This window comes from Marinospirillum sp. (assembly GCF_014859565.1).
In genome coordinates, this window is the sequence record NZ_JACUUA010000053.1 from 1 (window position 1) to 20,211 (window position 20,211).

Annotated in this window: 15 protein-coding genes and 1 pseudogene; 9 read left to right on the forward strand and 7 right to left on the reverse strand. The window is 51.7% G+C overall.

The genetic code is table 11. The features are described from left to right. The 5 genes and pseudogenes from IBX50_RS08940 to IBX50_RS08960 form a co-directional block, all read left to right on the forward strand. Nucleotides 1-382, forward strand: a pseudogene (locus tag IBX50_RS08940) (hypothetical protein); the annotation flags it as partial. 67 nt (nt 383-449) lie between these two features. Next, the gene (locus tag IBX50_RS08945) at nt 450-731 is read left to right on the forward strand and encodes a hypothetical protein (RefSeq protein ID WP_292255161.1); all 282 of its coding nucleotides are present in this window, start codon (nt 450-452) and stop codon (nt 729-731) included. Between the two features lie 180 nt (nt 732-911). Then, nucleotides 912-2,975: a hypothetical protein gene (locus IBX50_RS08950; RefSeq protein WP_292255162.1), complete on the forward strand. Its 2,064-nt coding sequence runs from the start codon at nt 912-914 to the stop codon at nt 2,973-2,975. After that, nucleotides 2,972-3,223 (forward strand): hypothetical protein, encoded by a 252-nt coding sequence (locus IBX50_RS08955; protein ID WP_292255164.1) that lies wholly within the window; start codon nt 2,972-2,974, stop codon nt 3,221-3,223. The genes IBX50_RS08950 and IBX50_RS08955 overlap by 4 nt, the downstream gene beginning before the upstream one ends. Before the next feature lie 41 nt (nt 3,224-3,264). Further along, nucleotides 3,265-4,899, forward strand: a complete 1,635-nt coding sequence (locus IBX50_RS08960) for a methyl-accepting chemotaxis protein (protein ID WP_292255165.1) — start codon at nt 3,265-3,267, stop codon at nt 4,897-4,899. 29 nt (nt 4,900-4,928) lie between these two features. Here IBX50_RS08960 and IBX50_RS08965 read toward each other — a convergent pair whose 3' ends face one another. From IBX50_RS08965 to IBX50_RS08995, 7 genes are all read right to left on the reverse strand, one after another. Next, entirely contained in the window at nt 4,929-6,905 is a 1,977-nt protein-coding gene (locus tag IBX50_RS08965) for a hypothetical protein (RefSeq protein WP_292255166.1), read from the reverse strand. A gap of 26 nt (nt 6,906-6,931) precedes the next feature. Further along, complete coding sequence (gene nirD, locus IBX50_RS08970) at nt 6,932-7,300, reverse strand: nitrite reductase small subunit NirD (protein WP_292255168.1); 369 nt, start codon at nt 7,298-7,300, stop codon at nt 6,932-6,934. Then, nucleotides 7,297-9,819, reverse strand: a complete 2,523-nt coding sequence (nirB, locus tag IBX50_RS08975; RefSeq protein ID WP_292255170.1) for a nitrite reductase large subunit NirB — start codon at nt 9,817-9,819, stop codon at nt 7,297-7,299. The genes nirD and nirB overlap by 4 nt, the downstream gene beginning before the upstream one ends. Nucleotides 9,820-9,829: 10 nt before the next feature. Next, nucleotides 9,830-10,687 carry an ABC transporter ATP-binding protein gene (locus IBX50_RS08980; protein WP_292255172.1) on the reverse strand — a complete coding sequence of 286 codons (858 nt, stop codon included), beginning with the start codon at nt 10,685-10,687 and terminating at the stop codon, nt 9,830-9,832. A gap of 16 nt (nt 10,688-10,703) precedes the next feature. Continuing rightward, nucleotides 10,704-11,690 carry an ABC transporter permease gene (locus IBX50_RS08985; protein WP_292255173.1) on the reverse strand — a complete coding sequence of 329 codons (987 nt, stop codon included), beginning with the start codon at nt 11,688-11,690 and terminating at the stop codon, nt 10,704-10,706. A gap of 26 nt (nt 11,691-11,716) precedes the next feature. Then, the gene (locus tag IBX50_RS08990) at nt 11,717-13,045 is read right to left on the reverse strand and encodes a CmpA/NrtA family ABC transporter substrate-binding protein (protein WP_292255183.1); all 1,329 of its coding nucleotides are present in this window, start codon (nt 13,043-13,045) and stop codon (nt 11,717-11,719) included. A 305-nt stretch (nt 13,046-13,350) separates the two neighbouring features. Then, nucleotides 13,351-14,610 carry a nitrate regulatory protein gene (locus IBX50_RS08995; protein ID WP_292255174.1) on the reverse strand — a complete coding sequence of 420 codons (1,260 nt, stop codon included), beginning with the start codon at nt 14,608-14,610 and terminating at the stop codon, nt 13,351-13,353. 238 nt (nt 14,611-14,848) lie between these two features. Here IBX50_RS08995 and IBX50_RS09000 point away from each other — a divergent pair, with 238 nt between their 5' ends. Genes IBX50_RS09000 through cobA form a run of 4 tightly spaced genes read left to right on the forward strand, consistent with a single transcriptional unit; the run spans nt 14,849 to nt 20,074 of the window. Beyond that, complete coding sequence (locus IBX50_RS09000; RefSeq protein WP_292255176.1) at nt 14,849-15,790, forward strand: methyl-accepting chemotaxis protein; 942 nt, start codon at nt 14,849-14,851, stop codon at nt 15,788-15,790. Then, nucleotides 15,790-16,629 (forward strand): nitrate- and nitrite sensing domain-containing protein, encoded by an 840-nt coding sequence (locus IBX50_RS09005; protein WP_292255177.1) that lies wholly within the window; start codon nt 15,790-15,792, stop codon nt 16,627-16,629. The genes IBX50_RS09000 and IBX50_RS09005 overlap by 1 nt, the downstream gene beginning before the upstream one ends. A gap of 3 nt (nt 16,630-16,632) precedes the next feature. Further along, nucleotides 16,633-19,299 carry a nitrate reductase gene (locus IBX50_RS09010; RefSeq protein WP_292255179.1) on the forward strand — a complete coding sequence of 889 codons (2,667 nt, stop codon included), beginning with the start codon at nt 16,633-16,635 and terminating at the stop codon, nt 19,297-19,299. Beyond that, nucleotides 19,286-20,074 (forward strand): uroporphyrinogen-III C-methyltransferase, encoded by a 789-nt coding sequence (gene cobA / locus IBX50_RS09015; RefSeq protein WP_292255181.1) that lies wholly within the window; start codon nt 19,286-19,288, stop codon nt 20,072-20,074. The genes IBX50_RS09010 and cobA overlap by 14 nt, the downstream gene beginning before the upstream one ends. The last annotated feature ends 137 nt before the right edge of the window (nt 20,075-20,211 follow it).

Genomic DNA, 20,211 nt, shown 5'->3' on the forward strand with positions numbered 1-20,211 from the left:
TGATGATTTTATTGGCCACATAGGTGGTGATGACTTTGTTGCCATCTGTCGTAGCCCAGACTGGCAAGAGCGCATGTTAAAAGTGTTACACGATTTCTCCCAACACTCACTGGAGTTTTACAACGAAACTGATCGAGCTGCAGGTGGTATCTACGCGGATGACCGTTTTGGAGTTCGCCGTTTCTTTTCTTTTGTCGGAGTATCCATTGCAGCACTGGAAGCACCAGTCAACGGTTTAATGACTGCTCACATGCTGGCAGCAGATGTTTCCCACCTAAAACACTTTGCCAAACAGGTGGAAGGTTCCAGCTTAGTATTACAGCGCGGAGAAACACAACAAGTTCTCTGGCCAAGTGATGAAGCCCCAGCAGGCTTTCAGTAAATTCGCCATGTTATGACTGCAAGGTGTATGCTTGATGTTTTATTCCCGCCTTTACAGGAGATAACACATGACTCAGCTGCCACGCCTGCAGGGTGTCACCCCAGACGGACAGGTCATTGATCTGCCCGATCTGACCGAAATCCAGATCAACTGGGATCAGGGGTTACCTGCCACCCTGCTGATCAACCCCGAACACCTGAAAGGCAATAGTCTATCCATTGAAGTCGGCAGCCAAGAAGACGAAAACGACCACATTGAAGAGTACGGGGTGCTGGTACTGCGCCCAGGTTCCTGCAATGTATTGGATATCGAAGTGGAAACCCACAGCCTAGACGACGCAGAAGATTAATTAAAAAAACCACTTTTAATTAGCCCCTTCTTGTAAGGGGCTTTTTTTGCACTGCAACAAAGTATTTTCGGGTGTTATTTTTTGTTAAATCCATCTGCTTTGTCATTTGTATTTTACGTTTTCGGTATATCATGCTTTATTAATACTTAAATCTAATCTTGATCAGCCCCGGAGGCTCAGGTGATTTCCTATATTTCATATATTGGTAAAACGCTTGACCATCTTCCATCCCTACCGACTCGGGCAGCTGGTCATCTGTCACTAAATACCCCGGTCGGCAGCTGTGTTGACCACTATGGTCGTGTGTGGCTTGCGGATACTGCCCACAACCGCCTGCTGGTAATGGATGCCAACCTGCAACAATTGCTGGCTTGTTACGGTTGCATCGGCCAAGCACCGGGGCAGTTCAATATGCCTTTTCGCCTGTTGGCTCACCCAGATAAACCTTGGATTTATGTCACTGATATGGGTAATGCCCGCATTCAATTACTTGAATACAACCAAGCGCTGCATATCAGTTGTTTATATACCTTTGGTAATACTGCTCCAGTTCATCTAACCGGTCCCAACGGCATTGTTTTTTATCAACAGAAAATATGTGTTGCAGATGAATTTTATGAAGGTAAGGATGGCGAAAGTCGTCTAGTTGTTTTTGATGAAGAAGGTCACTTCATTGATCAGATAACCTCCATTCAGCAGGTTGATCAACCGCAGGATGACATCAAGCTGCTGTGGCCTCAGGGTCTGACGCTGGATTCCAGCGGCAACATCTACATTGCCAACACAGGTTTTAATACCGTGGTGCGTTGTAACTGGCAAGGGCAGGCAGTGCCTTTTGCCGCCACTGGTAAAACTTATATTGAAGGTCTGCAACTGACACGAGATGTCTCCTGTGTACAAAACCGACTGCTGATACCCGGCGGTGAAACCAACGCCATCTCCATTTATTCACTGGATGGTTATCATCAAGGGCGCTTAAAAGGCTTTTTTGCGCCGATCCAGATCACTGAATCTTCTCTGCCCGGATGCCTGCTGATCACCGAACCCATTCTGGCATCCTTACAACTGCACCGTATCGACCTGCAACAGGTCACAGGTGGAGCCACACGTTACAGCCAAGTGCTGAACACAGTCGGGGATGATCGGGATCAACCGGGGCAGTTCCATTTTGTTTCTGCTGCCGCTGGCGGGTTACCGGCCACCGCAACAGCGCCACCTCTGATACAGGCAGCAACCCTGCGTCATTGGCTGGAACAACAACAGCAAAACCTTGCACAACACTGGCAGACTCCAGCGCTACCTTCTTGGTTGAACATGGCACTGAGCTGGCAGACAGAATGGTTATCCCGCTGGCAACAAAGCTGGTGGCGGCTGATGCTGGGTGATGGTTTGAGTCACCCGGAAAATCTGCTGTGGCTGGTGGACTCCGGTAATTATCAGTTACAGACCACAGCCTGTCAGCAGCCAGACAGCGCCCGCCCAGTCAGCTCACCACTGTTACCCGGATCGCTGGGTATCACTACCCTGAAAACCAGCCAACGCCTAGCCGGGCAACTGGATCACAAGGTTCCCTTGCTGGTGGTCTGTAATTATTTGACCAGTCTGGTCACCATTTACCAATACCATCCACTGCTGGATGATCTAGTGCCTTACCGTGTTTTTGGATCTTACGGCTCCCTGCCCTGGCAATTAAAAAACCCTCAGGGTCTTGCCATCGATCCACTCAATAACGACATCCTGATTGCTGACTCGGGTAACCATCGTATTGCCCGCTGGCGCTTAACTCCTAGTGGTATTGCCGGGCTGGTGGAAGTTTTTGGTAAAGCCGGTGAAGGTGATGGTGAGTTTAATACCCCTTCAGACATCACCTTGGATGAAAACGGACAGTGTTATGTTGCTGACCAGTTTAATCACCGGATACAGGTGTTTGATCAGCGCGGCAAATGGCGCTATAGCTTTGGTGAGCCGGGCTATTCAAGCAACTCTGCTCATTTTCTGCTGCCTACCAGCCTAGCCTGGCAACAAGGCCATCTGATTGTTTCCGATCTGGTGAACCGTGCCATCAAGATTTTTGACGACCGGGGGCAGTTTATTGACAGCTTTGTCGGTTTTGGTGCTGACCCAGATAAGGGACAGTTGTGGATGCCTTATCTGATGCATCTGCGAGACAACAAGATTTACCTACCCGACTGCGCATTAAACCGCGTCAACATCTATCAACTGGATCTGGATGATCAGTCATGAACATCTTCAAAATTGCCGCCAAAAAACGCTTACAACAACAGGGACAACTGCCAGAAGATCAAGAGTCCAACGCAGAGGCCATCGAGTCCGAAACCCTGCTGAATGAACTGGGAGAAATTATCCACGAACTGGAGCAAACACCGCCTACTTCGACTTATGGATCAGCAGTGACCCAAAAATTAAAAAAGCTGCATCAACAGCATCAAAAAATGCTTGCCGGACGTTGTATGACCGGCCCTTACAACTGACCCAAGATTTTAATAAAACATTTTATCTCAGAGGAAACACCATGAACTCCAACTTCAGCAGCATATCCATTGCCGCGCGCGCCTGGATGATCCTCGGGCTTTTTGCCGTAGGGCTGATTGCAAGCACCCTACTGGATGCTTACAAGGCACGTGGGCATCTGCGTAACAGTTATGAAAAAGGGGTGGTTTTTCTGGTGGAAAGTGCTGAAAACCTGATCAGTCACTACCACCAGCTAAGCCAGCAAGGTCTGCTGACAGAAGAAGAAGCCAAAAAACAGGCACTGGCTGCTGTCTCTGCCCTGCGTTTTGATAATGGCAATTACATTTTTGTTGGTGACAAGGATGGCATTTCAATCGCCAATGCTGTGACTGCATTAATCGGACGCAACATCACCGGTCTGCAAGACCCCACTGGCAAATATTTTGTCCGTGATATTTATCAGGCTGCCCGTGATGGTGGTGGTTTTGTTGATTACAAATGGCCCAATGCACAAAACAAGGAACAGCTGGATCCAAAAACCAGTTATGCCGGTTATTTTGCACCCTGGCAGTGGACACTGGGTTCCGGTCTGAATATGGAAGCCCTGCAGGAAGACATCACCACCTCAGAAATCCAATCCATCACCACAACCGCTATTATTCTTGTCATTCTGTCGATCATTCTGGCGTTTTTTATTCGCAGCATCACCCAGCCTCTGAATGCCACAGTTGAAGCTATGAAAAGCCTGTCCCGTGGTGAAGGTGACTTGACCCAGCGTCTGCAAGTACAGGGCAGCCGCGAGCTGACTGAGTTGTCTATCCACTTCAACACCTTCATCAACTCCATTCAGGAGATTATGCAAAGTGTTAAAGATGTGGCTCACCACTTGGCTACTGCCTCTTCACAACAGGCCAGCTCTGTGCAGTCCATGGATCGCAACCTGACAGATCAAAAACAGGCAGCCGCCGAAGTAGCCAGTGCCATGACCCAGATCCTTGCCAGTGTTGAAGAAGTCACCAGCCGCACGGTACAAGCCACTGAGTCTTCTGCTCAGGCCGCCAATGAATCTGAAGCCAGCCAGCAGATTATTAACCGCAACATTGAAGAAGCACGACTGCTGGCTCAGGACATGAATGAGGCCGGTGAAGTTATCAACCAGCTGGCCGAAGACAGCCGTAATGTGGATACAGTACTGGAAGTGATTCGTGGTATTGCAGAACAAACCAATCTGCTGGCTTTGAACGCCGCCATTGAGGCCGCCCGTGCTGGTGAGGCCGGTCGTGGTTTTGCAGTGGTCGCGGATGAGGTGCGCACCTTGTCACAACGCACTCAGGATTCCACCAGCCAGATCCAGAGCATTGTAGAACAGCTGCAACAGGTAGCAGGGCGTGCAGTTAAAATCATGCAACAGGGTGTCAGCAAAGCAGAAGATGCCGCAGAAACCTCCAGCTCTGCCGGACAGGCTCTGCAGGGAATCCTGCAAGAAATCCTGTCCATTCAGGAAATGAACCAGCAGATTGCTGCCGCCTCGGAAGAACAAAGTGCCGCCGTGGATAGCATCAACCAGCAGGTTTTACACCTGAACGACCTCTCCAGCAGTGTTGCCAGTGAGTCCAGTCAAATGGCCTCATCCAGCCAGGAACTGACCAGCATGTCTCAGAAACTGCTGGATCGGGTGGGTCGCTTCAAAGTCTGATCCTCTGACCTGCTGAGCCGGAAGAAGGCTCAGCAGGTCACAAAAATCTGTGCCAGCAGATCATTGTTGTAACCATCACTGACTTTGTACTCCCGGTATCCCCTCGAACGAGCATAACCAACAGCGCAGGAAATTTTATCCCGCTGCAGGTTAATGCCTTGTGCGTCTTTATCCAGACTGTCCAAGGACACATGAGGTTTAAGCCGACTGCCAACGGTGTATTCAGCGCTGGTAGAAGCCAGCACACAACCTTTCAGATCACTGAACACACCCCAGCATCCATCCAGCACCTTGCCTTCAGAATCCTGCGGCAAGGAGTCAATCAGCATTTGTCGAAACTGAGGTTCACTGTCAAAAACAATGGCTAATCCACCCACACAACGGTTTGAATCCAGTGCCATGATGGAGCTGAGATAAATGTAGGTTGGCCGATCATCATAAAGAGGGGAAGGCTCAAATGGGGTTACGGCATAAGCCTGGGAGTGGGGAACCTGTAAAGCAGGCATTAGTGCGGGGGGCACCTGCCTGCCGATCCACTCATGATGATCGGGTGAAGAGGTTGCCAGTACCTGTCCTTCAGCGTCAAACAGCAGCAGGCTGGTGTACACCGTGTATAACCGGTTGATGTACTCCAGTGTTGCTGTCAGTTGCTGCCGGGTATGGCTATCCGTTTGCCCCTTGGCCAGCGCCTCACGAAAACTGTGAGTCAGCGCCCACCAGCGTACATCGTTGGCGCGTTCATAAAGATTACGATCCATGATATCCATTGCGGTATAAGCCCGGAAACGCACATCCGAACACTGGGATTCAGCAATGGTTTGTTGCAGGGTTGTTATGGAGCGCTGGAATACATTCTGAGTCTGCAACCCGATGCCACGAATTTCATTCAGTACCGGCACAAACTCCACCGCCTGTTGCCGAGCAGCCAGTATCTGACCATTTAGTACAGCTAGGCTCAGATCATCGGTAATCTGTACAGCCTGAATACGGATCTTGCCCAGTGAGTTATCAGGATGTCCAGCTGCAAGATCTCCATCATGATTACCCTGCGGGGTTGCTTCTTCAAAGGATTGTTTTACGGGCTGCATGATGTGCATCACCCAAGGCAGGCCGTAATAACCCTCATAACCCTTGGTGATCACACTGCGCGCCAGATACTGGTCATTCTGATAGGGCAACAGGTATAAACCGGGGCATAACTGAGCTTTTAGCAGTTGCCCGACAGGTAGTTCTTCAGGATTGTTACTGGCCACAATCCGATCTTTGTCATCAAGGAGTACCAGCAACTGACCCGGCTCGGCAAACTGATGGAAAAGGGTGGTGATCTCGGTGGCAAAGTCAAAACTCAAGCACAACACACCCAGCAAGGGTGAGCCGGGATCATCACTAAGGTGGATGCTGCAGGCAAACAAGTGAGCCGTTTTTTTATGGGGCTGCAGATCGGATTGACGGAAAACTTCCTGCCATTGACGGGGCTGGCTGCTTACAGCCTGAATCAGTGGGTCACTGGATTGCTGCAACCCTTGATCAGCCTGCAGTTGCAGGCAGACCCTGCCATCCGGCGCCAGCAACAGCAGATCATCATAAACGCTGTATTTGGCAACATAAGCCTGCAAGCGGGTATGTAATGCCTCCCTGCCTGCTGGTGTCGGCTCCTGCATAAAATCCCGGATGGCCTGATCCGTGGCCAGAAAACCGACATCAGCAGTACGCTCAAAGAGATTACGGATCAGCAGGTCGATAGTCATCTGGGCTCGGGCACCCAGCTCCTGCGACAACTTGCTTTGTTTCTCCTTAACCAGATTACTGATCAACTGTTGCTGCAAGGATTCAAAACGCTGCTTGGTCTGTTCCATATTATCCAGCAGGTTGGAAGCAATGCCACGGCTGTTGATCTTGCCGGTTAATGCCACTCTTGACCACCAGACACCCAACTCCTGGAACTCCTGCCTGCAGCGCTGTACAAAAGGCATATAGGCCACAATTCGTTCTGCCAGCTTGTCCATTTCTTCCTCTATTTGTCTTATTGTTATTAGTAGAACAAACAAACCTCCTGCCCATCCAACTTCACCGGCCAGGTTTGTGCCTTGATACCGGGCTGCTCCAGACAAACACCATCAGTAAGACGGTAATGGTGTTTGTAAAGGGGGGAAGCCACCGACCAGTCACCCCCACTCTCACACAACAGGCCGTGAGCCAGCACTTCGACTCCGCTCAGCGGATCAAGATGTGCCAGGGCATAAACTTCCGGTTGCAGCTCCGGTAACCAGAAGAGTGCTACGGACTGTGCAGAACCAATTGCCGGATGTATTAAGACCGCCACACCCGACTCAGCAACCAGATCATCAATCTTGCAAACTTTGTGCCAGCGGGCTTCCATCAGGGTCTGGGTTGTATTCATGACACCTCCTCCTCGACCACAACTTCACGCGCCGGTATCCGCTGCCCTCGTTCTTCAATCATCTGAATCCGGGCACGACGTGGTTCGTCAGCATTCACATAACTACGGAAACGCTTGCGTTTCTGTGGGTCATTAAGGGCTGTTTTCCATTCACACTGGTAGGTGTCCACCACCTGCTGCATTTGGGTTTCCAGTTCAGCACCAATACCCAGACTGTCTTCCTGCACCACTTCTTTTAAATAGGCCAGTCCACCGTGCAGGTTCTCCAGCCATACCGAGGTGCGTTGCAGGCGATCCGCAGTACGTACATAAAACATCAGCACTCGATCAATGGTCTGCACCAGCTGTTCATCATTCAGATCCGTGGCAAACAGATCCGCATGGCGTGGGCGCATGCCACCATTACCACAAACAAAAAGGTTCCAGCCTTTTTCGGTGGCAATCACCCCGATGTCTTTACTCTGGGCTTCTGCACACTCACGGGTACAACCGGAAACCGCCATCTTGATTTTGTGCGGTGAACGCAACCCCTTGTAACGGTTCTCCAGATAAATCGCCATGCTGACACTGTCCTGCACACCATAACGACACCAGGTGTTGCCAACACAGGATTTCACCGTACGCAGAGATTTACCGTAGGCGTGACCGGTTTCAAAACCGGCAGCAATTAATTCTTCCCAGATCAGTGGCAGTTCATCCAGCGTAGCACCAAACAGATCAATGCGCTGTCCACCAGTGATTTTGGTGTAGAGGTTGTATTTTTTACCCACCTGACCAATCACCAGCAGCATGTCCGGGGTGATTTCACCACCGGGAATACGCGGCACTACCGAATAAGTCCCGTTCTTTTGCATGTTGGCCATAAAGGTATCGTTGGTGTCCTGCAGTGCCACATGTGCCGGTTCCAACACATGTTCATTCCAGCAACTGGCTAAAATTGAAGCCACTGCCGGTTTGCAGACTTCACAACCACCACCCTTGCCGTGTTTATGCAACAGGGCTTCAAAGGTACGAATACCCTCCACCTGCACTAGGTGAAACAACTCCTGCCGGGTAAAAGCAAAGTGTTCACAGATGGAGCGATCCACCACTACACCGCGTTTTTCCAGCTCGCTGTCCAGCACATTTTTTAACATGGCTGAACAACCACCACAGCCTGTAGCCGCTTTGGTCACGGCTTTTACATCTGCCAGGGTGACAGCACCATCATTCATCGCCTCCTGAATATCACCCTTGGTGACATTGTGGCAGGAGCAAATACTGGCGGTATCCGGCAGGGCATCAACACTCAGTCCCGGCGCTGCACCTTCAGTTGCAGGTAACATCAGGGATTCAGGGTGCTCCGGCAATTCCATATCATTCAGGGCATACTGCAGCAGTGTGTCGTAACAGGCATTGTCACCCACCAGAATGGCACCCAGTAACCGGCGTCCATCCTCTGAAACCACCATTTTGCTGTAGATGCCGTCAATTTCATTCTGATAACGGTAACTCAAAGCACCCGGTGTGGTGGCATGGGCATCCCCAATAGAACCCACATCCACACCCAGCAACTTGAGTTTGGTGGACATGTCCGCACCCTGGAATTTCACACTGGCCTGCCCGACCAGATCCGCCACGGCTGCCCGTGCCATGCTGTAACCCGGTGCCACCAGTCCAAAATGCCGATCCTGCCAGACAGCACATTCACCTATGGCATAAATGGCGGCATCACTGGTGCAACAATGATCATTCACAGTGATACCGCCCCGCTCACCCAGTTGCAGTCCGGCTTCACGCGCCAGTTGATCCTGGGGTCGAATTCCGGCAGAAAACACGATCAGATCGGTTTCCAGCCAGGTGTCATCACTGAAACACATACGCAGCCGCTGTTGTTCGCCAGTTATAATCCGGCTAGTGGCTTTTTCGGTATGCACCTGCACACCCAACGCCTCAATCTTACGGCGTAACAGTGCACCTGCCTCGGCATCCAGCTGTACCGGCATCAAGCGGGGTGCAAACTCCACCACTTCAGCCTTCAGCCCCAACTTCTGCAGGGCATTGGCTGCTTCCAGTCCCAATAGCCCACCGCCCACCACCACACCACTGCGAGCTTTTGTAGCACTAGCACGTATGGCATCCAGATCATCCAGTGTGCGGTATACAAAACAATCAGGCTGATCTCGCCCTTCAATCGGTGGCACAAAGGGGTAAGAGCCGGTCGCCAGCACCAGCCGGTCATAACAATATTCACCCTGAGTGGTTAACACCTTGTGCTCATCCGGCAGCAAGGCTGTCACCGGTTCACCCAGATGCAAATCCACTCCGTTTATGGCATAAAAGTCAGCATCCGCCATCAGCAGATCTTCGGCCCTGCCACGCTCAAAATATTCTGACAGGTGCACACGGTCATAAGCTGCATGGCGTTCTTCACCCAGCACGGTAATCTGCCAGTCTTGTGCCTCCGGGTGCGCCAGTAGCTGTTCAACAAAATGCTGACCAACCATGCCACTGCCCACAACAACCAGTTGTTTTTTCATTTGATTCACCTCAGGCCAGCGCTTTGGAGTCATCAGCCACTTGGGTATTTTTAGGCGGCTCGCGGCGTGCTTCCAAGTCTTCCACCTTGCGCTGTTTTTCGTACAGGAAACTCAGCACCTGGTGGCGGTAACGGTTGTATTCAGCGTTGTCTGCCAGTGCAATACGATTGCGGGGTCTTGGCAGGTTCACTTCTAAAATTTCACCGATGGTGGCTGCCGGGCCATTGGTCATCATCACTATTCGGTCAGACAAGAGCACCGCTTCATCCACATCATGGGTAATCATGATCACGGTATTTTTCAGCTCCGCCTGAATATCCATCAGTGAGTCCTGCAGGTGGGCACGCGTCAGTGCATCCAGTGCTCCAAAAGGTTCATCCATTAGCAGCACCTGTGGCTCCATGGCCAGTGCGCGGGCTATACCTACTCGTTGTTTCATACCCCCAGATAATTCATCCGGGCGTTTGTGCAGTGCATGAGTCATGTGAACCAGCGCCAGATTATGCTCAATCCATTCGCGCATTTCGGTACGTGATTTTTTACCCCGGAACACCTGTTTTACAGCCAGCTCTACATTCTGATAAGCCGTCATCCAAGGCAGCAGGGAATGATTCTGAAACACTACGGCTCGTTCTGGACCCGGCTCATCCACCTCCCGGTTATTCAGCAGCACACCACCGTTGGTGGCCTTGTAAAGACCAGCCACAATATTCAGCACAGTGGATTTACCACAGCCCGAGTGACCAATAAGACTGACAAACTCACCTTTGTTGATCGACAAGTTAACCTGTTGCAAGGCACAGAAAGATCCCCTTGGTGTTGGGAACTCGATGCCAACTCCTGTCAGTTCCAGATGTTTCTGATTCATGATTTTGTCCTCCCGTTCAGCGCACAATGGCGGATTTATCCCAGTTCACCCAGCTTTGCAGCAGCAGTACACTGCGATCCAGCAGGAAACCAATCAGACCGATTACCAGCACCGCAACACAGATGCGACCCAAAGAATCGGATGAACCATTCTGGAACTCATCCCAGACAAACTTGCCCAGCCCCGGACTTTGCGCCAGCATTTCAGCAGCAATCAGCACCATCCATGCAATACCAAGGCTCAGGCGTAACCCGGTGAACATCATCGGAATGGCAGAGGGAATAACAATGGTGCGGATATGCGTGAACCAACCCAGACGCAACACCTTGCTGACATTCTGCAAATCCTTACTGACGTTGCTGACACCCACACTGGTATTCACCAGAGTTGGCCACAGTGAACAGAGTGTCACGGTAAACATGGACACCAGAAAGGAGCGGGAGAACATCGGGTCATTGCTGACATAAACGGCACTAACAACCAAGGTCACCAGCGGCAGCCAGGCCAGCGGAGAAATCGGTTTGAATAGCTGAATCAACGGATTGATGGCTTGATAAACCTGATAATTAAGACCAATCAGAATACCCAGAGGGATAGCAATCAAGCTGGCCAGGGCAAAACCACTGAGCACCGTCCACAGGCTGGTAATAATCTGGTCAAAAAAAGTGGGGCGGCCACTGTAGTCACGCCAGCGTACCTCTGCTTCAGGATCCGCTTTTAACAGTGCAGCATTACGCTCCTCTTGCCGCTCAAAAAAAGCCGTCCGACGTTCCTGTTCCCGCTGGTGCTCAGCCAGCAGCCCGGTCCATTGCTGCTGAACCTGAACCGGCCCCGGAAAAGTACCCAGTGAAGTATTGATCTGCTGTGCTCCGACCTGCCAAATAACCAGAAAGATCAATATTCCAAGGATTGGTAATAAAAATCCGGCAATTCGCTGTTTCCACTCCAAACCCGACCAGCGAGCCGGATTTGCCTGTTTCAGGCGAAGTAAAACTGCTGTCATGGTCATCTCTCCGTTACTCAGTTGACTCAAGGTGTCTGTTTACCGTGCAGTCCGATACTGAACTGCTCCAGATAGGCATTGGGTTGGCGGGCATCAAAGGGTTTGTCGTCGATAAAACGGGTTGCATCCACCGGGCGGAAACCTGATTCATTGGCAAAGTCCGGAAAATCTTCAGCTTTCATCAGCCCGTCAGCAATCAGGGATTCAGCAGCCTGACGGTAAACATCCGGACGGAATACCTTACGTGCCATGTCCGAGTACCATTGATCCGGTTTGTAATCCGGGATTTGCCCCCAGCGGCGCATCTGTGTCAGATACCAGACTGCATCTGAGTAGTAGGGGTAGGTGGCGTGATAGCGGAAGAACACATTAAAATCCGGAGCCGGGCGTACATCTCCTTTTTCAAACTCAAAAATCCCGGTCATGCTGTTAGCAATCACTTCATAATCAGCACCCACATAGTAGGGCTGCGAAATAATTCGGGCTGCTTCCTTGCGATTGGCATTATTATTCTCATCCAGCCAGTACCCGGCACGAATTAATGCCCGAACAACACGCAAGTGAGTATTGGGATACTGCTCAGCCCAGTCATTACTGACCCCAAAAACCTTTTCTGCAACATTGTTACGGATGTCATAGTCAGTAATCAGTGGTACACCAATACCTCGAAATACGGCCTGTTGGTTCCAGGGTTCACCCACGCAGTAACCGTTGATGGTGCCTGCTTCCAGTGTGGCGGGCATCTGTGGTGGCGGGGTTACCGAAATCAGTACATCAGCACCCTGCTGACCTGATGTGTCACCTCGCTGTGGAGCATAAAGCCCGGGATTGATACCACCGGCAGCTAGCCAGTAACGCAGTTCATAGTTATGCGTGGAGACAGGAAACACCATGCCCAGATTGAAGCTCTGACCACGATCCTTGTGACTTTCAATCACCGGTTTCAGATGTTTGGCACTGATTGGATGTACCGGTTTGCCATCTACGGTTGGTAATGTCGGTTTGATGGCTTCCCAAACCTCGTTGGAAACAGTACAGGCATTACCATTCAGATCCATAGTAAAAGCGGTGACAATGTGAGCCTCAGTACCAAAACCAACAGTGGCTCCCAGAGGTTGACCTGCCAGCATGTGGGCACCATCCAACTGACCGTCAATCACCCGATCCAGCAGTACCTTCCAGTTGGCTTGGGCTTCCAACTGAACATACAAACCTTCGTCTTCAAAAAAACCTTGTTCAGCAGCAATAGCCAGTGGTGCCATGTCTGTCAGCTTGATAAAGCCGAATTTCAGCTCTTCTTTCTCCGGCATTCCCAGTGCCAGTAAATTTCCACTGAGCAGTACACTGCCCAGCATCAGGGCTTTGGCAAAATGTTTATTCATCTTCAGCACCTCGTTTGGCATAAAAAAAAACGGCGTCACTTCCGGTTTCTGCTGTGCAGAGGGAAGTGGACGCCGTTGTCCGTTAATCTTTGTTCAAAAGTGACCCGAAGGTCTGCCTGTTACTGAACAGGTTACTGCAGTAAGTGTGCCAGTTTTATCAAAATGCTCTGGGCGTGCCTAAAGTCGGGCTTATTGTTCTTTCATCTGAGTAAAAAACTGCGGCCTGCTGATGCACCCAAAAAGCACTTTTGCAGTGCAGCAAACAACAAAGTGAAACATTAACGGGCATTTTTTGAGCCATGTAACAGCTCCACAGTACTGATAACCCGCTCGGCTACTTCCACCAAACGCCGATTCTGATCCATGGCCGTTTGGCGCAGTTGTCGCCAAGCCTGCTCTTCTGTTAACTGACGGTGCTGCATCAACAAACCCTTGGCTTTTTCTATCAGTTTGCGTTCATTCAGTGCCTTGCGTGCATCCTGCAACTGATCACCCATTTGTTGCAGGCGTTGTGCCTGTGCCTGCACCAACTCACATAATGAGCGTCCCACCCCAGTCATCTGACCATCCACCCAGAAGGCTGGTGGTGCTTCAACACTATCCGGCTGTTCTGCTAACTTGCTCAGCAGTTGCTGGTGGTTTCTGAGATCCGCTCTGGCAGCCAGCACCCGTGTCTCGGACAAGGCCTTGAGTTCTGCAGACAGCTGGTCTTCTATCTGTTTCATGACATCAATACGTGCGGTTGCCACTTCATACCAGACTTCACTGAATGCTGAAGGCACTGCCTGATCTGGTTCTGCACGGCCAACAACCTGCCGCAGGCGCAGCAACTCTTCATGAGCCTTGCCGTTGATCAGCCGTTGCCAGAGCAACAGTGCCTGCTCTCCACCAAAGTTGTTGAAGATATCAAAACACCGCTCCTGCCCTTCCACCAGCAGCTGCAGGCGTTGCTGATCACCGCAATCAAAGTGCCCCGCTGCAAACCCGCGTGCCCCCCAGGCGCGCTCCTGACCCGCTAGTTCCTTACCCTGCATGAAGTTGAACATGGCAACCAGCAGCCGGGTCAGATCCGGATCAACCGAGGTATCCGCTGCTTCAAACACCACGGCCAGCAGACCACCAATCAGACGAGTGAATACTTCGGTAGCTTGATGGGAACTCAGTTGCTGTTGCTGGATACCCTGACGTAACCCGGACAGGCCATCCAACCCGTACAACACCGTTGCAATGCGGCTGAACTGACGCACGTTGCCTGCTACCTGGCAGTGTTGCAGCTCCAGTTGCCGGAAAAAATCCCGCAGCTGATTATCAAATTCAGTCGATTCCTGCACCTGTTCGAGGCGCTGTGCACTGAAATGGCTTCCTTGCGAGGCAAGAAAAACATTGGATAGTCCTCTTTCTTTCTGTAGTGCATGAACCAGACGGCTGACATACCCCACCAGCTCACAGGTCTGTCCGAGGTGTTCGAGCCCCTGTATCTCACAGTGTTTGGCTGCCAGCAGAAAGTCCTGCGCAGAAGGCCTGGCCTTGTCTTGCATGATGCCTTGATCCCTGTGTGAATGAATTCAATCAGGACTTTGCAAGTCTTGTTCCACCAGCCTGAAATTGACATAAATCAAGTTGGCGGCCAACTCTGGCACTGTTCTTGCGAGGCTTTATCCCAGAAGGTTTTACATTTTGAGCAGTTCAGGTACCCACCTGGGGCAACGTCGCCCGCAGCCACTGTGCAACACACAGTCGCTGCGGGCTTTTTTTTTGGCAACGCGGAGAAAACAGATGAGCAGGTTTTTTTACCCTGTTGTGCTACTGCTGAACTGGCTGGGGTTGAGTCGGCGACTGCTGCCGATGCAAACAACCTTGCAGGATCTGCAGCAGGACTACCGCCAATCCCAGCGCCAGCAACAACTCCTGCAACAGAAGCTGGATGAAATTTCCCATGCCTCACAAGAGCTGGAGCAGAGTGCCATTCTGGTGACCCGTAATGCCGAGCAACAAAGTCAGTCCGCCAATACCACCGCTGCTGCCGTGGAAGAGCTGAACGTCAGCATTCTGCAGGTTGCAGAACTGGCCACTTCCTCCCGCGAGGCCAGTATTGAAGCAGGCAAGCGGGTTGAACAAAGCAGTCAGCAATTAACCCTGCTGATGGATCAGCTCAATCACATGGCCAGGGAAGCTCAGGCTGCCAATCAAAGGATGCAGGCATTACAGGACAGCTCACGCACCATCAGTGAAGTATCCACCGCCATAGGTCATCTGGCCGATCAAACCAATCTGCTGGCATTAAATGCCGCCATAGAAGCAGCCAGAGCCGGTGATGCAGGGCGTGGGTTTGCCGTGGTCGCTGATGAAGTACGCCAGCTGGCACAACACAGCTTAAATTCCTCCACCCGTATCAACCAGATTATTGCTGAAGTGCAGCAGCAGATTCAGTCCACGGGCAAACAGATGCAAGAGTTCAGCCAGCAAGCCAGTCGTAGTGTGGCGGACTCAGAACAGGTGCGCAGTGATCTGGATCGTGCCCTGCAACAAACCCGGATATTAACGGAGCAGGTGGTTCAGGTGGCTGTTAGCACCGGACAGCAGAGTGCTGCCGCAGCAGAAATTGCACAACTGGCTGATCAGGTACGGGAAGGTAATACCAGTAATTTGCAAGCAGCCGATCAGGCACGCACCGTGGCACACCATCTGGCACATCTGACCGCAGACAAGGATTCATGATGATGCATCCAGTGAGTTATGCATTGATTGTTCTGGCTGTATTTTTGCTGTTGCTGTTATTACAACATCGGCATCACAAGCAGCTAAAACAACAACGTCAGGATTATCTGGCACAGTTGCTGGTCTTGCGCCAGCTGATTGGTGGTTTTCAGCGGCACCGTGGCCTCAGTAATGGTGTGCTCTGTGGTGATGTCAGCCTGCGTGATCAGCTCAGCCACACCCGTCGCGAGCTGGATCAACTCCTTAACAAAGCTTTGTTGTTGCCCACCCGTCACTCAAACGGCTGGCAAGCTTTGGCTGATCACTGGTCACGCTTAGGTCAGGGTCGTACGCTGGATGCCAAAAACAACCTGCAACAACACCACCTATTAATTCGTAACAGCATTTTTCTGTTTGAGGATCTGGCACTTGCAGCTGATCTGAGTAATAACCGCAAGGATTTGTACTGGTTACCGGTGATCTGGCGTGAAGTGCTGCAAACCGCTGAATGGGCTGGACAAGCCAGAGCACTGGGAACTGGGATGGCTGCAACACGGCACAGCAGCCCGGAACAGCGGATTCGTATGAAGTTTTTGTATCACAAGATCCGTTTGTTATCCGAAATGGCTTTTAGTGATTTACAACCGGGATTCCCCAATCAGTCACCTCAGGCAGCCGGACTGCTCAACATCTGCCAGCAGCAGGTTCAGCAACTGCTGACCTGTATTAATGATCAACTGCTACTCAACAGCCAGATCAACATTTCTGCCCCTGACTACTTTCGTCAGGCCAGTGAAACCATCGATGCCTTATTGGCACTGGTGGATATAACCCTGCATGACTTGCAGCAGGAGAGCTAAACCATGAACACCACTACTCCCACTTCAACATCCACTACCTGTACCACCTGCCCTTATTGCGGGGTGGGTTGTGGTATTCAGGCGCACACCAGCAACGGCCAGTTGTTGGCTGTTTCCGGAGATGCCAGCCACCCGTCCAATCTTGGTCGCCTTTGTATCAAAGGCAGCAGCCTGCCACAAACACTGGGGCACAAAGGGCGGGTGCTTTATCCCTCGGTGGATGGGCAACGCACCAGTTGGGATCAGGCATTACAAACGGCGGCGGATCGGTTGCAACAACTGATTGAACAACATGGACCCGGCTCAGTGGCTTTTTATCTTTCCGGCCAGCTGCTCACGGAAGACTATTATGTTGCCAACAAATTGATGAAAGGTTTTATTGGCAGTAGTCATGTTGATACCAACTCACGTCTTTGTATGGCCTCCACCGTGGTTGGGCATAAACGGGCATTTGGTACTGATGCAGTACCCGGTTGTTATGAAGATCTGGAACAGGCCGATCTGCTGATTCTGGTTGGCTCCAACGCAGCCTGGAACCACCCAGTGTTGTATCAACGCATACAGGCCGCCAAACTGGCACGCCCAAATGCCAAGCTGGTGGTGATTGATCCACGCCGTACCGCCTCTTGTGAGCTGGCCGACCTGCACCTGCCGTTACGACCCGGTACTGATGCGTTATTATTTAATGCCCTACTGGTGCATCTGGCTGAACATCAGCAACTGGATCACGCTTTTGTCAGTGAACATACCGAAGGTTTAACTGCAGCACTGCTGAGTGCACTGGATGAAGCCAGCCATCTGCAGCAGGTGGCACAGGCCTGTGACCTACCCGAAGCTGACCTGCAGCTGTTTTTTGACTGGTTTACTGCCACACCCAGAACCGTCACTCTTTTTTCTCAGGGTATCAATCAATCCAGCAGTGGCAGTGACAAGGTTAATGCCATCATCAATTGCCATCTGGCAACTGGACGCATTGGCAAACCCGGCAGTACGCCCTTCTCACTGACCGGACAACCCAATGCCATGGGTGGACGCGAAGTGGGTGGATTAGCCAATCAGCTGGCTGCTCACATGGATTTTGACAATCCGCAGGATGTGGATCGTGTTGCACGCTTCTGGCAAGCCAGCAATATCAGCCAGCAACCCGGATACAAAGCAGTCGAGCTGTTTCAGGCAATGGAGCGAGGTGAAATCAAAGCCGTCTGGATCATGGGCACCAATCCGCTGGTCAGCCTGCCGGATAGCTCTTTTGTGCACCGCGCACTGAGCCAGTGTGAGCTGGTGATGGTCTCCGAGGCAGTACAAAACACCGATACCCTGCAACTGGCTGATATTGTTTTTCCTGCCAGCAGCTGGGGCGAAAAAAATGGCACCGTAACCAGCTCCGAGCGCCGTATATCACGCCAACGTGGATTTTTACCTCCACCGGGTGAAGCCCGTCATGACTGGGATATTATTTGTCAGCTGGCTCAGCGTCTGGGGTATCAACAGGCATTTCACTACCCACACCCTGCGGCTATCTTTCGTGAACACGCCGCCTTATCCGGTTTTGAGAACAACGGCAGTCGCTGTTTTGATATTAGTGCCCTCAGCCAGCTGAGTGATGAGGCTTATGATCAATTACAACCGGTGCAATGGCCGGTGCGTGTTTCCACACCCTTGGGTACACCCCGCCTGTTTGCTGATGGTCACTTTTTCACAGCCAGCAACAAAGCCCGTTTTGTTGCCATCACCGCCCGCCCACCGGAGCAGATTACCAACAAGGACTACCCTCTGCGCCTGAATACCGGACGTATCCGTGACCAGTGGCACACCATGACCCGCACTGGGCGCGCGCCGCACCTGCTGCTGCATCGTAGTGAGCCTTTTGTGGAAATTCATCCGGATGATGCTGCAAGTTTGCAACTCAAGGATCAGGGATTGGCACAACTGAGCAATCCACAGGGCAAGTATCTGGCGCGGGTACAGATCACCACGGCACAACGACGCGGTGAAGTGTTTGTGCCGATGCACTGGAATCGTGCTTTCAGCCATCAAGGCCTGTGCAACAGCCTGATACAACAGGTGGTCGACCCTGTTTCCGGTCAGCCTGAATCCAAACACGGTTGTGTGTCGATCCAGCCCCTCAACACACGCTGGCAGGCACTGTTGGTAACACGTCATGAATTAAGCAAACCACCCGGTGACTACTGGGTTCGTATCCCTTTGCAACACTGCACGGCTTATCGTCTGGCTGGACTGGAAGCCGTTGATAACTGGAGTGACTGGTGCCTGCAACATCTGCAACAAAAACCCCAGCTGCTGCTGCAACACCCAAGACAGCAGGAACTCCAGGCGGCGGTACTGCAGCAGGATGCACTCCAGTGGCTCTTGTGTGTCAGCCCCGATAAACCGCCTGCCGAGCTGGAAAAAATTGACCAGCAGTTTGGTCAGTCCAGTCTCACCACTGAACAGCGCCGCCGGTTGTTGCAGGTATCAGATAACACCGCTGGACAGCAGATCTGTTCTTGTTTTCAGATCAGTGATCGGCAGATACAACAAGCCATTCAGGATGGCTGTAACAGTGTTGAAGCGCTGGGTAAAAAACTCAGCTGTGGTACCAACTGTGGTTCCTGTATACCCGAAATCAAAGCTCTGCTGGAGCAGGAGGATTGTCATGCTGTTACTTGACTGGCCAATCACAGAAAAACCTACAGGACAGGTGGCACTGGTGGGAGCCGGCCCCGGCGACCCGGAACTGATCACCCGCAAGGCATGGCGTTTGCTGGAGGCCGCAGATGTAGTGGTTTATGACGCACTGGTCAGTGATGAACTCATGGCTGAACTGGCAACCAACACCCGACGCATTTATGTGGGCAAACGCAAGGGACAACACTCCATGCCGCAGCAGGCCATCTGCCAGTTGCTGGTTGATCTGGCTCGGCAGGGTTTGCAGGTGGTGCGATTAAAAGGAGGCGATCCACTGATATTTGGTCGTCTGACCGAAGAAATTACCGCGTTGGATCAGGCCGGTATCGGTTGGCAGATTATCCCCGGCATCACAGCCGCAGCCGGTTGTGCTGCACAGTGCGGTTTTTCATTAACCGAGCGCGGCAAGGCACCACGCCTGCGCCTGATTACTGCCCACTCCTGTGATGACCGACCCATCAACTGGGCCGATCTGGCACATCAGGATGAAACTCTGGTGTTTTACATGGGGCTGAGCATGGCCGCTACGATCAGTGCAAAATTGCAACACCACGGCTTGCCGGGTGACTGGCCAGTGTTACTGGTGGAACGAGGCACTCACCATAACCAGCGCCAGCTGCGTTGCACCCTGGCTGATATGCACACTCGGATTGTGAGTGAACAATTTAAATCACCCACACTGATTTATGTCGGACAGGTGGTGGCTGAAGTGGCCTCCAGCCAGCAACAACAGATGCCTTTAAAACAGATCTGCTGAATGCCAGCATCAAACTGCCAAAGCCAACTGCTCACCGGTTACAGGGATTTTGAGTGGTACAAGAGCAGGAGCTGTTGCCACGCCACTTTTCTGCTGCTCAATATCGTTCAACAAACGGATCAATGAACGAGCCACGG

Bases quoted from the DNA above. Each gene is read 5' to 3' on its own strand.
- IBX50_RS08985 (WP_292255173.1), bottom strand. From the start codon at position 11,690: ATGACAGCAGTTTTACTTCGCCTGAAACAGGCAAATCCGGCTCGCTGG.
- IBX50_RS08945 (WP_292255161.1), top strand. From the start codon at position 450: ATGACTCAGCTGCCACGCCTGCAGGGTGTCACCCCAGACGGACAGGTC.
- IBX50_RS09005 (WP_292255177.1), top strand. From the start codon at position 15,790: ATGATGCATCCAGTGAGTTATGCATTGATTGTTCTGGCTGTATTTTTG.
- IBX50_RS08995 (WP_292255174.1), bottom strand. From the start codon at position 14,610: ATGCAAGACAAGGCCAGGCCTTCTGCGCAGGACTTTCTGCTGGCAGCC.
- IBX50_RS08965 (WP_292255166.1), bottom strand. From the start codon at position 6,905: ATGGACAAGCTGGCAGAACGAATTGTGGCCTATATGCCTTTTGTACAG.
- cobA (WP_292255181.1), top strand. From the start codon at position 19,286: ATGCTGTTACTTGACTGGCCAATCACAGAAAAACCTACAGGACAGGTG.
- IBX50_RS08980 (WP_292255172.1), bottom strand. From the start codon at position 10,687: ATGAATCAGAAACATCTGGAACTGACAGGAGTTGGCATCGAGTTCCCA.
- IBX50_RS09010 (WP_292255179.1), top strand. From the start codon at position 16,633: ATGAACACCACTACTCCCACTTCAACATCCACTACCTGTACCACCTGC.
- IBX50_RS08955 (WP_292255164.1), top strand. From the start codon at position 2,972: ATGAACATCTTCAAAATTGCCGCCAAAAAACGCTTACAACAACAGGGA.
- nirB (WP_292255170.1), bottom strand. From the start codon at position 9,819: ATGAAAAAACAACTGGTTGTTGTGGGCAGTGGCATGGTTGGTCAGCAT.
- nirD (WP_292255168.1), bottom strand. From the start codon at position 7,300: ATGAATACAACCCAGACCCTGATGGAAGCCCGCTGGCACAAAGTTTGC.
- IBX50_RS08960 (WP_292255165.1), top strand. From the start codon at position 3,265: ATGAACTCCAACTTCAGCAGCATATCCATTGCCGCGCGCGCCTGGATG.
- IBX50_RS08990 (WP_292255183.1), bottom strand. From the start codon at position 13,045: ATGCTGGGCAGTGTACTGCTCAGTGGAAATTTACTGGCACTGGGAATG.
- IBX50_RS09000 (WP_292255176.1), top strand. From the start codon at position 14,849: ATGAGCAGGTTTTTTTACCCTGTTGTGCTACTGCTGAACTGGCTGGGG.